The 13,626-nt window shown below is 31.8% G+C and carries 12 protein-coding genes and 1 tRNA gene; 5 read left to right on the forward strand and 8 right to left on the reverse strand.

What is annotated here, in order from left to right; all coding sequences use genetic code 11:
• Positions 1-17 precede the first annotated feature (17 nt).
• From mreC to rodA, 4 genes are read left to right on the forward strand one after another with little or no spacing between them, the layout of a single operon-like run.
• Entirely contained in the window at positions 18-842 is an 825-nt protein-coding gene (gene mreC, locus WG951_RS08040; RefSeq protein ID WP_105050288.1) for a rod shape-determining protein MreC, read from the forward strand.
• Positions 835-1,338: a rod shape-determining protein MreD gene (mreD, locus tag WG951_RS08045; RefSeq protein ID WP_105050287.1), complete on the forward strand. Its 504-nt coding sequence runs from the start codon at positions 835-837 to the stop codon at positions 1,336-1,338. The genes mreC and mreD overlap by 8 nt, the downstream gene beginning before the upstream one ends.
• Positions 1,338-3,224 (forward strand): penicillin-binding protein 2, encoded by a 1,887-nt coding sequence (gene mrdA, locus WG951_RS08050; RefSeq protein WP_105050286.1) that lies wholly within the window; start codon positions 1,338-1,340, stop codon positions 3,222-3,224. The genes mreD and mrdA overlap by 1 nt, the downstream gene beginning before the upstream one ends.
• Entirely contained in the window at positions 3,205-4,485 is a 1,281-nt protein-coding gene (gene rodA, locus WG951_RS08055) for a rod shape-determining protein RodA (RefSeq protein ID WP_105050285.1), read from the forward strand. Before mrdA ends, rodA begins: the two co-directional genes overlap by 20 nt.
• A gap of 182 nt (positions 4,486-4,667) precedes the next feature.
• Here rodA and WG951_RS08060 read toward each other — a convergent pair.
• From WG951_RS08060 to WG951_RS08095, 8 genes are all read right to left on the reverse strand, one after another.
• Positions 4,668-4,745 (reverse strand) — tRNA-Val (locus WG951_RS08060).
• Between the two features lie 60 nt (positions 4,746-4,805).
• Positions 4,806-6,014 carry a bifunctional folylpolyglutamate synthase/dihydrofolate synthase gene (locus tag WG951_RS08065; RefSeq protein ID WP_105050284.1) on the reverse strand — a complete coding sequence of 403 codons (1,209 nt, stop codon included), beginning with the start codon at positions 6,012-6,014 and terminating at the stop codon, positions 4,806-4,808.
• Positions 6,015-6,031: 17 nt separating this feature from the next.
• Positions 6,032-6,919 (reverse strand): energy transducer TonB, encoded by an 888-nt coding sequence (locus WG951_RS08070; protein WP_105050283.1) that lies wholly within the window; start codon positions 6,917-6,919, stop codon positions 6,032-6,034.
• A gap of 21 nt (positions 6,920-6,940) precedes the next feature.
• Positions 6,941-7,333, reverse strand: coding sequence for an ExbD/TolR family protein (locus WG951_RS08075; RefSeq protein WP_105050282.1), 393 nt, complete (start codon positions 7,331-7,333; stop codon positions 6,941-6,943).
• 88 nt (positions 7,334-7,421) lie between these two features.
• Complete coding sequence (locus WG951_RS08080) at positions 7,422-8,111, reverse strand: MotA/TolQ/ExbB proton channel family protein (protein WP_105050281.1); 690 nt, start codon at positions 8,109-8,111, stop codon at positions 7,422-7,424.
• A 146-nt stretch (positions 8,112-8,257) separates the two neighbouring features.
• On the reverse strand, positions 8,258-9,655 hold the full coding sequence (gene nhaD, locus WG951_RS08085) for a sodium:proton antiporter NhaD (protein WP_105050280.1): 1,398 nt from the start codon (positions 9,653-9,655) through the stop codon (positions 8,258-8,260).
• A gap of 22 nt (positions 9,656-9,677) precedes the next feature.
• Positions 9,678-10,904: a Glu/Leu/Phe/Val dehydrogenase dimerization domain-containing protein gene (locus WG951_RS08090; protein WP_105050279.1), complete on the reverse strand. Its 1,227-nt coding sequence runs from the start codon at positions 10,902-10,904 to the stop codon at positions 9,678-9,680.
• A 172-nt stretch (positions 10,905-11,076) separates the two neighbouring features.
• On the reverse strand, positions 11,077-12,144 hold the full coding sequence (locus WG951_RS08095; protein WP_105050278.1) for an anhydro-N-acetylmuramic acid kinase: 1,068 nt from the start codon (positions 12,142-12,144) through the stop codon (positions 11,077-11,079).
• 92 nt (positions 12,145-12,236) lie between these two features.
• On the opposite strand from WG951_RS08095, the gene WG951_RS08100 reads away from it, so the two are divergent.
• Complete coding sequence (locus WG951_RS08100; protein WP_105050277.1) at positions 12,237-13,379, forward strand: acyl-CoA dehydrogenase; 1,143 nt, start codon at positions 12,237-12,239, stop codon at positions 13,377-13,379.
• The last annotated feature ends 247 nt before the right edge of the window (positions 13,380-13,626 follow it).

The raw sequence follows: 13,626 nt of genomic DNA on the forward strand, positions 1-13,626 counted from the left end.
TTTTTTAAGTTCTAACAATGCAACAGATTATCTATTTTTTTCAGAAGTTTAAGTATTTTCTGTTTTTTTTATTGTTAGAGCTCATTGCGCTAACATTTACTTTTAATAACCTTAATTTTCATAAGAGTAAATTTGTAAACTCTGCAAATAATATTACAGGTGGGCTTTACACTACTCTAGCTAACTCTACAGAATACCTAGGGTTAAAGACTGAAAATGAATTTTTATCGATAGAAAATACAAAGCTTAAAAATCAATTAGAAAAAAATAAATTGTTTTTTTCTAAGGATTCTATGATTGTAGATTCTTCTAAATACCATCAAAAATACACTTATACCCAAGCAAAAATCATCAATAACAACTATTCGAAATCTTTTAATTTTTTAACCATTAATAAAGGTAAAAATCAAAAAATAGACAAAGAAATGGCTGTAATAAATAGCAGAGGTGTTATTGGTATAACAGAAAATACTTCTAATAATTACACAAGAATTCAATCTATTTTAAATAAGAATAGTAAAATTAATGCCCGCTTAAAAAACAGTAATTACTTTGGAACTTTAGGATGGGACGGTAGTAATTATAGAACTGTACAACTTTCTGACATACCAAGACAAGCTCCATTAAAAATAGGAGACACCATAGAAACCGATGGTAAATCTACAATTTTTCCAGAAGGAATACCTATTGGAACCATTTCTAAAATAAACCACGGTAATACCGCAGACAACAAAGTAGACGTACAACTTTTTAACGACATGAGTAATCTTGGTTATGTTTATATCATTAGAAATTTAGATAAAGAAGAAATACAATCTTTAGAAAACACAAGTAATGAATAAAAGTATTAATCAAATTTTCTTTTTTTTATTCTTGCTGTTTTTGCAAGTTTTAGTCTTAAATAACATTAATTTTTTAGGTTACATAAACCCATATTTATATATAGCATTTGTATTTCTATACCCCGTAAAGGAAGAAAGATTTACTTTCTTATTCGTTTCTTTTCTACTAGGGTTATTTGTTGATTTCTTCTCAGATTCAGGAGGAATACATGCATTTGCAACGTTGTTTATCGCTTATATCAGATTATTTTTTATAAGAGTTTATTTTAGAAAAATGCCTGCAGATTACCCTTTCTTTACTTTAAAATCAGAATCTTTTGGTAAAGTTTTTAACTATGTAGTAACTTTAACAATAATTCATCACCTTATCTATTTTTCTTTTGCTAATTTTAGCTTTCTAAATTTATCAATGGTTTTTTTTAATACATTATATTCTAGTGTATTTACTTTGATATTATTTTTTATAGGAACCTATATTTTTACCAAAGACGAATAATGAAGAGAAGTTTTTTACTCTATTTTTTAATTACACTTATTGGTATCATTTTTATTGGAAGACTTTTTCAACTTCAAATAATTAGAGGTGATAGCTATGACCCAATACACAATTCTGCTGTAAAAATCGAGTACAATTATCCAGAAAGAGGTTATGTATACGACAGAAACGGAAAGCTATTAGTTGCAAACCAACTTTCTTACGATGTTATGGTACAACCCAACCAAGTTAAACCTTTAGACACCATAGAGTTTTGTAACCTATTAAAAATAGACAAAGAGGACTTCTTAAAAAGGTTTCATAAAGCAAATAATTACGCCTCTTATTTGCCTTCTGTTTTTTTAAAACAATTAGCAAAAGAAGATTTTGCTTTTCTTCAAGAAAAATTACATAAATACACCGGTTTCTTTATTCAAAAAAGAATTATTAGAAAATATCCAATAAATGCAGCTGCAAATGTATTAGGGTATATTGGTGAAGTAAATGAAACGTTAGCAAAAGAAAATCCTTATTATCAACCAGGAGAATTAATTGGAAAAGATGGAATTGAAAGACAGTATGAAGATTATCTTAGGGGAAATAAAGGAAAAAAATACCTTCAAAGAAACAATTTAAATAGAGTTACTGGATCTTATTTAGATGGTAAATATGACACATTACCTCAAAACGGAAAAGACCTTACTTTAACTTTAGACATAGAATTACAACGTTATGCACAAAAATTAATGAAAGGAAAAAGAGGTGGTATAGTTGCTATAGAACCTGCTACCGGAGAAATTTTAGCTTTGGTAACAGCTCCCTCATACAACCCTAATATGTTAGTTGGTAGAAAACGATCTAAAAACTCAATACTACTTTTTAACGACACCATTAGCAAACCCTCATACGATAGAGGCTTATTGGCTACCTATGCACCTGGATCTCCTTTTAAAATGATGAATGCCTTAATAGGTCTTCAAGAACGTGTTATTACAGAAGAAACGGGTTTTAAATGTTATCATGGTTTTAAATACGGAAACAGAGCTGGTGCTTTTATGGGCTGCCATTGCGGAATTGTAGGAAGACCCATAAAACTAAAAACAGCTATTGCAAAATCTTGTAACACTTACTTTTCTAACACGTATAAAAGAATTGTAGAAAAAGACAACAACCCATCAGAAGGATTAGATACCTGGAAAAAACACATTAGCAGTTTTGGTTTGGGTAATTATTTAGGCTACGACTTACCGGCAGGAAGCCCAGGTTTAATACCGAGTGGGAAATATTATGATGGTGTCTATAAATACCATTGGAATGGATCTACAACAATATCAAATGCAATAGGACAAGGTGAAGTACTAACAACTCCTATTCAATTAGCTAATTTTACCGCTGCAATTGCCAACAAAGGCTATTTTTACACACCACATGTATTAAAAGAAGTGAATAAGAAACCTATAAAAGATTCTACATATACCGTTGCAAAACACACAACCATAGACAAAAAATATTTTACTCCGGTTATTGAAGCAATGCATGAAGTTTTTAAAACAGGTACAGGAAAATACAACCAAGTAGAAGGTATTGAAATTTGTGGAAAAACAGGTACTGCAGAAAACTTTATAAGAATTGATGGTCAAAAAATTCAACTTCCAGATCATTCTATATTAGTTGCTTTTGCACCAAAAGAAAACCCTAAAATTGCTTTGGCTATTTTTGTAGAAAACGGAGGTTACGGTTCTACTATAGCGGCTCCTATTACCAGTCTACTCATTGAAAAATATTTAACTGGTAAAATTTCTAAAGCAGACAAACATAGAGAGCAACGCATGTTAAACTTAAGTTTAGAAGATATTTACGCCAAGATAAATCAAAAACCAAAAGACATTGCGACAGGAACGGAATAACATTTTTGCAGAAATCGATTGGATTTTAGTTTTTTTATTCACCATACTTGTTGGTTTTGGATGGATGAATATATATGCTGCGTCAAAAACAGAAGAAAATCATCAGATATTAGATTTTTCAACAAAATACGGAAAACAAATTCTTTGGATAACCTTAAGCGTACCACTAATTGTTATCATCCTTTTTTTTAATTCAAAATTTTACGAAAAATACTCTAGTATACTCTACATCATCTCATTAATAATATTAATTCTTCTATTTCCACTAGGAAAAGAAATAAATGGTGCAAAATCTTGGTTTAGCTTTGGAGGCATGAGTTTACAGCCCTCTGAGTTTGTAAAAGCCTTTACTGCCCTTGCCGTTGCCAAACTATTAAGTGATAGACAATACAATTTAGGATTAATTAAAAACCAAATAAAGGCTTTTATAATTATTTTTACACCTGCACTTTTAATTACTTTACAACCAGATGCAGGTTCTGCTTTAATTTATCTAGCCTTCTTTTTTGTTTTAAACAGAGAAGGATTAACACTTAACTACATCATTTTTGGATCGTTATTTATACTCCTTTTTATTTTAACCATTTTATATGGATATCTTTCTGTTTTATTGTTCTTGTTTATTTTAATTACAATGGCAGTTATTTATGCTGTTTATAAAGGTGGTAAAAGATTTCTCCGTTTTAATTGGCACAAAGTTTTAGCCATATATGTAATTACAACTCTTTTTACATTTGGAACTGACTTTGCGTACAATAATATCTTTAAACAACACCATAGAGATCGTTTTGAAGTATTATTAGGCTTAAAAACAGACAAAACCAATATCGGTTATAATTCTTATCAATCTGAATTAACAATTAGTTCTGGAGGATGGGCAGGTAAAGGTTTTTTAAGAGGAGATATTACAAAAGGAGATTTTGTGCCCGAACAACACACCGATTATATTTTTAGTACTGTTGGTGAAGAATGGGGTTTTTTAGGCAGCAGTCTTGTTATTATTTTATTTATGTTGATGATGTATAGAATAATTTACCTATCAGAAACTCATAATAATAAATTTGGACGAATATACGGCTACAGTGTTGCCTCCATTCTCTTTTTTCATGTTATAGTAAATATAGGGATGGTTATAGGCTTATTACCAACAGTTGGTATTCCGCTACCATTTTTCAGCTACGGAGGGTCTTCTCTGTGGGGGTTTACAATCTTACTATTTATCTTTATTAGATTAGATGCACATAAAAACTACGATTGGTAAAAGAGAGCCTTATTTATTAAGATGTCTCTTTAATTTTGTTTTTATATCAATAAACTATATTCAAAAGAAAAGATTACCACAACTTTTTGACTTGATCCCTTGATCCCTTGAGTCCCAAAAATATTAAAATATTAATTCTTAAAAACAAAAAATCCTTTACATAAATGTAAAGGATTTTACTTTGGTGGGCAATGAGGGATTCGAACCCCCGACCCTCTCGGTGTAAACGAGATGCTCTGAACCAACTGAGCTAATTGCCCTAAAGCGGTTGCAAATATAGTATAGATTTTAGATATACCAAATAAAAAAACAAACTTTCTTCAAATAATTTCTGCCACCACAAAAGTACTTCCGCCAACATAGATGATATCTTCCTGATTAGCTTCTAGTAATGCTTTTTTATAAGCAATTTCTACTGAAGAATATTTTTCTCCTATCAAACCAAAATCTTTCGATTTTTCTTGTAAAACAGCCTCACACATACCTCTGGGAATGTTTGGCTTGCAAAAATAATACGCTGCTTCTTTTGGAAAAAGTGGTAAAACCTCTTCTAACTTCTTATCAGAAACTACTCCTAAAACAAAATGTATTTTTTTAAAGGATTCTTTTTTTAATTGATTAAGCACAATACTTAATCCGTCTTTATTATGTGCCGTATCACAAATTACTTTTGGGTTCTCTTGTAAAATCTGCCATCTACCTTTTAGATTGGTGTTTTTTACAACATTCAGCAACCCTTTTTCAATATTTTCTGTAGATATAGAAAAACCAGTTAACTTCTTAATAGCAGCAACGGCTGTTTTTGTGTTTTTTTGCTGATAATCTCCCAACAAATCCGTCTTATAGCTTTTATTATCATCCGAAGCAAAATAAATAGGCGCATTGCATTCATCCGCTTTAGCGATAAAAACACTTTTTACGGCTTCTTGCTCTTCCCCTATTATAACAGGAATCTTACTCTTAATAATACCTGCCTTTTCAAAAGCTATTTCAGGCAACGTTTCTCCTAAAAATTGTGTGTGATCTAAACCTATATTGGTAATTACAGAAACTTCTGGGGTAATAATATTTGTAGAATCTAATCTTCCTCCTAAACCAACTTCAACAATAGCAATATCTATTTTTTCTTCAGCAAAATAATCAAAAGCCAAACCCACCGTCATTTCAAAAAAAGACAGTCTTTGTTTTTCTAAAAAGTCTTTATGTTGTTCTATAAAGGATGAAACTTTCTTTTCGGAAACTTCGACTCCATTAATTTTAATTCTTTCGGTAAAGTTTTTTAAATGAGGAGATGTATACAAGCCCACTTTATAACCGGCTTCTTGCAAAATAGAAGCTAACATATGGCTTGTAGACCCTTTACCATTGGTACCACCAACGTGAATTGATTTAAACTTTTTTTCTGGAAAATTTAATTCTTTAGAAAGTACTAAAGTATTGGTTAAGTCTTTTTTGAATGCTGTTTTACCTTCTCTTTGGTACATCGGTAATTGTGCAAACATCCAATCTAATGTTTGTTGATAATTCATACGACAAAAATACGTGATTATTTAGACAAAGAAAACTTATAAATAATAGTTCCTACTTGGTTTGCAGGTGCTTTTTCATCTGGATTCCATTTGGTTCTTAAGGCTGCTTCTTTTGCTGCTTTTAGTAGACAAGAAGCCGTATTTGTACTTCCTTTATAACCTGGTTTTGCAAAAATTACTTTTCCGTTTTTACCTACCTGAATCTGTACAACAACCGTACCTTCTTCTTGACAATCGGGTTGTACTTTTGGCTTAGAAAGTGCTTTTCTACCCGCTAAGTTATAATCGCCACCAGAACCACTTCCTGTATTTCCATAATATTTAGAGGAGCTTGGATCTCCATCTACTTTTCCCTTTACTCCGGGTTTGTCATCATCTCCTTCTCCCTGAGGCTTTCCGTCGGAAGCATTCCCGTTTAATAAATTATTTAAAGCGTCTTGGGTTGCTTTTGATGGTTTCGGTTTTGGCTTCTCTTTAGGAATTTCTTTTTTAACCTCTTCTTTTACTAGTTTTTTAACTTCCTTCTTTTTTTCTACAATCTTTTTAACAGGTTCTTTTTTTACCTCTTTTACTTTTTCTACAACAGGTACATCTTTAACTGTTTCTTCTGTTATAAGATCTTCTTTAACAATTTCTTTCGGCGTTTCTTTTACTTCTTCTTCAACAACTTCCTCTTCTACAACCTTTTGTTCTTCTACTTCTTTTGGGGCAGAAATTTTCTTAGTATCCTCCACAGGTTTACCGCTTCCTACCTCTGAAGTTCCAAAATTAATTGCCACTCCATATTCTTCTGGCGGGTCTAAATAATGCATTCCGTAGTTAAAAATCCCGAAGATTAAAAGCAGCAGAATAACCGCTGTAATTACAGCAGATTTACGTTTGTATGTGGTATCTAATATTTGCATTTATATTGTGTGCTAGAAAACTTATTTCCCTTTTACAGCCAAAATCATTTTTAATTTGTTCTTATTAGCAATGTCAATTACTTGCATTACATTTTTATAAGGCACATCTTTATCCCCTCTAATTATAATGGTTTTCTTTTTATCTGCACCAACACTTTTTAATATTTCATTTTCTAAATTAGAGGCACTTACTTTTGTTTTATCTATATAAAACAAAGATTCACTTGTTATAGATACTGCCACAGATTTGTTATTTTCTGTTTTACCACCTGCTTTTGGCAACAAAACATCAATAGCACTTACTGTTACTAAAGTTGATGTAAGCATAAAAAATATCAACAATAAAAAAACAATATCTGTCATTGACGACATATTGAATGTTGGGTCTACTTTATTTCTTCCTCGTAAATTCATACTTTGTATTCAAAATTTAAAATTCAATATTCAAAAAATTAAGGTTCATTGTAAAACTTTAAACCAGAAATTTTAAACCTTGAGCTTTTTATACTGGTTCGTTTAATAAATCTAAAAACTCAACAGATTTTGCCTCCATTTGATACACTACCTTGTCTGTTCTTACCACTAAGTGATTGTATGTAATATACGCTATAATACCTACTATTAAACCAGCAACGGTAGTTGTCATTGCGGTATACAAACCATCAGAAAGTAATTTTATATCTATTTGACCGCCTGCATTTGCAATTTCATGTATCGCTACAATCATACCTATTACAGTTCCTAAAAAACCAATCATTGGAGCTGCACCTGCAATAGTTGCCAAAACGCTCACATTTTTTTCTAGTTGATAAACTTCTAGCTTCCCTGCTGTTTCAATGGCTTTATTTATATCATCTAAAGGCTTTCCTATTCTAGAAATTCCTTTACCAATTAACCTTGCTGTTGGTGTATTCTTACTTTTACAAAGTGCATCTGCAGATTCTAATTTTCCGTTAGAAACAAAATCTTTAATTTGATTCATAAAGTTTTCATCTATTTTTGATGCCGCTTTTATTGCAAAAAAGCGTTCAAAATAAATATATATACCAACAGTTAACAATACAAATAGAATTGCTATTATTATTTGGCCTCCTAAGCCACCATCCATAATTAAGTTATAGATAGAAAGCGTTTTTTCTTCTGAAACAGCTTCTTCTAAAATTTCTTTATTCTCTTGAAAAAATGACAACATTTAATTCTCTTTTTAAGTTCTAATTAAGTAACGACTATTCCTTTTTTAAATTGTTTCAATAGAAAAGAATAGATTTTTCTTTATATCAAAAAAAATGCCATTCTGTATGAAAACAAAATGACATTTCTATATTTATTTTTTATCAATTAAAAAAGTGTTCTTGTAATCATAAAAGTAGCTGAACCTACTAAAAACCCAGTTAACGCTAACCAAGATATTTTTTTAAAGTACCAGAAAAAATCTATTTTTTCCATTCCCATTGCCACAACTCCTGCAGCAGAACCAATAATTAACATAGATCCTCCTGTACCTGCAGAAAATGCAATAAAGTGCCATAATTCATTATCTATTGGCTCAGAAAACATACCTAAACTAGCAGCTACTAAAGGCACATTATCTATCACTGCAGAGCCTACACCTAATAACAATACTACTAAATCAGATACACCTGTAACACCTGGCACATGTATTTCTGTTCCCATCATTGGCACTGTATCTTGTAATGTTGATGCAAAATCATATAAAATACCTAAAGACTCTAACGCTGCAACTGCCATTAATATACCTAAGAAAAATAAAATACTTGGCATTTCTATCTTAGACAAAGAATGATGTACAGGACTATGGTGCGCACCTGCTTCTGCTTCATTATCATAATCTGTTAAAGAGAATTTAGATCTACTATAAATTTCTGCAAAAGTAGCAACAACTGCTAAAGACAACATCATACCAACATAAGGAGGTAAGTGAGTTATGGTTTTAAAAATTGGCACAAAAACAATAGCACCTAATCCTAAATATAACATTCTTGCACTATGCTGACTTTTTGGTTTATCTACTTCTTCCTCAAAATCTATTTCACCTTTAAAGGCTGGTAAAAAAGAGGCAATAAAAGTTGGTACTGCCATACATAAAAATGATGGTAACAATAAATATTCTACTAATTTTAAGGTAGTTACTTTTTTACCAATCCAAAGCATTGTTGTAGTAACATCTCCAATAGGAGACCAAGCACCACCTGCATTTGCAGCAATAATAATTAAACCTGCAAACCAAATTCTTTCATCTCTATTTTTAACAATTTTCTGTAAAATAGAAATTAATACAATTGTAGCAGTTAAGTTATCTATAATTGCAGATAAAACAAAAGCAAGGATAGAAAAAATCCATAAAATTTTAGACTTCTTTTTGGTCTTTACATAAGTTTTTATTGTAGAAAAACCATCGAAATAATCAATAATTTCTACAATTGTCATAGCTCCTAAAAGGAAAACTAAAATTTCGGCTGTTTTACCTAAGTGATGTAATAAGGTTTCTTCTACCATGTGTAATTTTTCTACATGATCAAAAGAAGCAAATCCATCTACCAAACTATGTTTACTAGAGTCAAACCATTGTGTAAAATTATCTACCCCAAGTGCTACTAATGCCCAACAAAACGCCATCATTATTAAGGCTGGGATTAATTTATCTAATTTTAAATTATGCTCTAAGGTAATGGCTAAATACCCCATTACAAATACAATAATAATTACTGACTCCATTTTAGTTACTTGTTTATTTAATTTATATCAATTCTTTAAGCGCTATTTCAAACGCTGTTTCACTTATTTTTGTTTTTGATGCACTTCTAGCAAAGGTTCTTTGCAATGCTCTTTTTATTGTATTTGATGTGTCTTCAAAAATTGCTTCGTCTGTCATTTCTACTCTTCTTTCCATAAAATAGGCAAAAACTCTTGCCATTCCGCAATTGGAAATAAAATCAGGAATTAGACTCACTTTTTTATCCGTATCTTCCATTATCGACCCAAAGAAAATTTCTTTATCAGCAAAAGGCACATTCGCTCCACAAGAAATCACTTCTAAACCTGTTTCAATCATTTGGTTAATTTGCTCTTGTTTAATTAACCTAGAAGCCGCACAAGGTGCAAAAACTTCACAAGACAAACTCCAAATTCGCTCATTAATTTCTTTAAAAGGAATCATGTTTTCTGCAACCAATGTATTACCATTTTTATGTAAAAACATTTTTTTTATCTCCTCAAAAGAAAAACCATCTTCATTTATTACACCACCTTCTCTATCTATAATCCCTACAACTTTTGCGCCCATTTGCGCTAAATAATAAGCTGCTGCAGATCCTACATTTCCAAAACCCTGTACAATTGCTCTTTTATCAACAATGGTTCCTCCATAGATATCATAATAATGACGTGCAGCTTCTGCAACACCAAAACCAGTTATCATATCGGCAACTGTAAATTTAACCGAAATATCAGGAGAATATTTTTTGCTTTCTATGACTTTTATCACGCCATGTCTCAATTGTCCTATTCTGTTAATTTTGTCAGCTTCAGTTGGTTTAAAATGACCATTAAACACCCCTTCTTGAGGATGCCAAACACCAACATCTTCTGTCATTGGTATTACTTCATGAATCTCATCTACATTTAAATCACCACCTGTACCGTAATAATTTTTTAGTAACGGAGACACCGCTTTATACCAACGTTCTAACACTCCTTTTTTTCGAGGATCATTCGGGTTAAAATTTATCCCAGATTTTGCACCTCCTATAGCGGGCCCAGAAACGGTAAATTTAACCTCCATTGTTTTCGCTAAAGACAGAACTTCATTCATATCTAAACCCTCTCTCATTCTTGTACCACCACCTGCGGCACCTCCTCTTAATGAGTTTATTACTGTCCAACCTTCTGCTTCTGTTTCAGAATCTTTCCAATTAAAAACTATTTCCGGCTGCTTATTCTCGTATATCTTTAGTAATTCTTTCATAATAAAATTTTATATAAATTAACTTTTCTTTTTGCTTTTTCAAACAATTTTAATTTGCTATTAAAATCCCCTTCAGGGGAAAAGTTAAAGTTGATTCATTAAATTTTATTTAGATTATTATTAAGTTCATACCCTACAAACTTACAGTAAAAAAATGATTGTTCAAATATTTTTATTTTCTATTCGGATAAAAAATTTCGCCTGAAGAATGATTTTTACTAGCACCTGTTACAGACTTTAAACAATTTACCTTTCCATCACTTCGTAAAAGCCCTAAAAACGCAAAAATAAGCGCTTCTTTAAAGTCAATTATTTTACTACTTGTTAACGTAATTTTAATATGAGCATAAAAAGCTATTCTTTCTAGTAAAAAGGAATTAAAAACACCCCCACCTGTTATTAACACCGAATTGCTACCTGCAATTACACTACCTATTTGCATGGCAATATGCTCTACAAAAGTTCTTAATATCGATGAAACATTTGTTTCTAATTGATCTATTAATGGAAAAACCACTTCTTGCACCCACTCTAACCCTAAAGATTTTGGTGGTGCTTTTGTATAAAACGAAAGTGCATTTAATTTTTCTAAAAGCTCTTTATTAATTTTTCCTTTTGATGCAATTTTTCCAGATTCATCATAATCTACACCTAATTTATTGGCATAAAAATTTAAAACAATATTTACCGGACAAATATCGTATGCAATTCTGCTACCCTTTTTATGAAAAGATATATTAGAAAAGCCTCCTAAATTTAAACAAAACCCATAATCAGAAAACAACAATTCATCACCAATTGGTACTAAAGGAGCTCCTTGACCACCTAACTGTACATCTTGCGTTCTAAAATCGCAAATAACCTTTAGATTGGTTGCATTTGCAATGGTTTGCCCATCGCCTACCTGAAGCGTAACTCCGTCTTGTGGTTGATGCAAAACCGTATGACCATGAGACGCTATAAAATCGATATTATCAATATTAAATTTATCAATAAAACCGTTAAGTACCTCTCCCAACAGTTTGCCATAAGCAATATCTAAACTTTTTAAAGCATCCGAAGAAAAAGCAATTGCATTCTGCAAAGTAGACTTCCATTTTTCTGAATAAGCAACCGTTTCCGAATGTAAAATATCAAAATCTTGATATCTATTTTTATCAAACTTCACATACACCAAATCAATTCCGTCTAGAGATGTACCAGACATTAAACCTATTACAAAAACACTACCTATATTCATATATGTAAAAATAACAAAACCTTATTGATAATATGTTACGAAATCGATATCTTTGAAACAAGATTTTACGAATATAACAAAAATATATACAGATGGATTTTAGTTTAACAGAAGAACACATCATGATTCGGGATGCCGCAAGAGACTTTGCGCAGACAGAATTATTACCTGGCGTAATAGAAAGAGACAACAAGCAAGAATTTCCACAAGAATTAGTCAAAAAAATGGGAGACCTTGGTTTCTTAGGTATTATGGTAGATCCAAAATACGGAGGAAGCGGTATGGACACCATCTCTTACGTACTAATTATGGAAGAACTCTCTAAAATTGATGCCTCTGCCTCTGTAATTGTTTCCGTAAACAACTCATTAGTTTGTTACGGATTAGAAGCTTATGCAAATGAAGATCAAAAGCAAAAATATTTAACAAAATTAGCAACAGGAGAATTTGTTGGCGCCTTTTGCTTAAGCGAACCAGAAGCTGGTTCTGACGCAACCTCACAAGCAACCACCGCAGAAGACAAAGGAGATCATTATATAATTAACGGAACAAAAAACTGGATTACAAGTGGTGGTCGTGCAGATGTTTATTTAGTAATTGCACAAACAGACAGAGAAAAAGGTCATAAAGGCATCAACGCTTTTATAGTAGAAAAGGGAACTGAAGGTTTTCACATTGGTCCAAAAGAAGACAAATTAGGAATCCGTGGCTCAGACACACACACCTTACAATTTAACGATGTAAAAGTACCCAAAGAAAACAGAATTGGTGAAGATGGTTTTGGCTTTAAGTTTGCCATGAAAACACTTTCTGGAGGTAGAATTGGCATTGCCGCACAAGCCTTAGGTATTGCTGCCGGCGCTTACGAACTAGCCTTAAAATACTCAAAACAACGTAAAGCTTTTGGCACAGAAATTTGCAACCACCAAGCAATTGCTTTTAAATTAGCAGACATGCACACAGAAATTGAAGCTGCAAGAATGCTGGTTAGAAAAGCGGCATGGGACAAAGACCAAGGTAATAATTACGACATGTCTTCTGCAATGGCAAAACTATACGCAAGTAAAGTTGCCATGGAGCACACCGTAGAAGCCGTACAAATTCACGGAGGAAACGGCTTTGTAAAAGACTACCACGTAGAACGCTTAATGCGCGATGCTAAAATCACCCAAATTTACGAAGGAACTTCTGAGATTCAGAAAATTGTAATTTCTAGAGGAATAATCAAAGGATAAACAACACCTATATATAAGTTATAAAAAAATCCATCTTACTATAAGGTGGATTTTTATTTTGGGCGTGTTTTTGAGAAAAACAAAAACCGCGCTATTCACTATATCTTTTTAAATACATTATCGCAAAGTTTCCTCTTTTTTGCAAAATACTCACAATTAAAAAGCAAACTACACTTATTTGCCAACCTTTTAAAAAGGATGCCGTTGCTATCGCTCACGCAACTACTTGCCATCAACATTTAAATAA

The organism is Polaribacter butkevichii (assembly GCF_038024105.1).
GTDB classification, from domain to species: domain Bacteria; phylum Bacteroidota; class Bacteroidia; order Flavobacteriales; family Flavobacteriaceae; genus Polaribacter; species Polaribacter butkevichii.

What these genes read in the sequence shown, in the direction of transcription:
- mreD (WP_105050287.1), top strand. Translation starts at nt 835, where the DNA reads ATGAATAAAAGTATTAATCAAATTTTCTTTTTTTTATTCTTGCTGTTT.
- mrdA (WP_105050286.1), top strand. Translation starts at nt 1,338, where the DNA reads ATGAAGAGAAGTTTTTTACTCTATTTTTTAATTACACTTATTGGTATC.
- WG951_RS08075 (WP_105050282.1), bottom strand. Translation starts at nt 7,333, where the DNA reads ATGAATTTACGAGGAAGAAATAAAGTAGACCCAACATTCAATATGTCG.
- WG951_RS08080 (WP_105050281.1), bottom strand. Translation starts at nt 8,111, where the DNA reads ATGTTGTCATTTTTTCAAGAGAATAAAGAAATTTTAGAAGAAGCTGTT.
- WG951_RS08065 (WP_105050284.1), bottom strand. Translation starts at nt 6,014, where the DNA reads ATGAATTATCAACAAACATTAGATTGGATGTTTGCACAATTACCGATG.
- WG951_RS08095 (WP_105050278.1), bottom strand. Translation starts at nt 12,144, where the DNA reads ATGAATATAGGTAGTGTTTTTGTAATAGGTTTAATGTCTGGTACATCT.
- nhaD (WP_105050280.1), bottom strand. Translation starts at nt 9,655, where the DNA reads ATGGAGTCAGTAATTATTATTGTATTTGTAATGGGGTATTTAGCCATT.
- mreC (WP_105050288.1), top strand. Translation starts at nt 18, where the DNA reads ATGCAACAGATTATCTATTTTTTTCAGAAGTTTAAGTATTTTCTGTTT.
- WG951_RS08070 (WP_105050283.1), bottom strand. Translation starts at nt 6,919, where the DNA reads ATGCAAATATTAGATACCACATACAAACGTAAATCTGCTGTAATTACA.
- WG951_RS08100 (WP_105050277.1), top strand. Translation starts at nt 12,237, where the DNA reads ATGGATTTTAGTTTAACAGAAGAACACATCATGATTCGGGATGCCGCA.
- WG951_RS08090 (WP_105050279.1), bottom strand. Translation starts at nt 10,904, where the DNA reads ATGAAAGAATTACTAAAGATATACGAGAATAAGCAGCCGGAAATAGTT.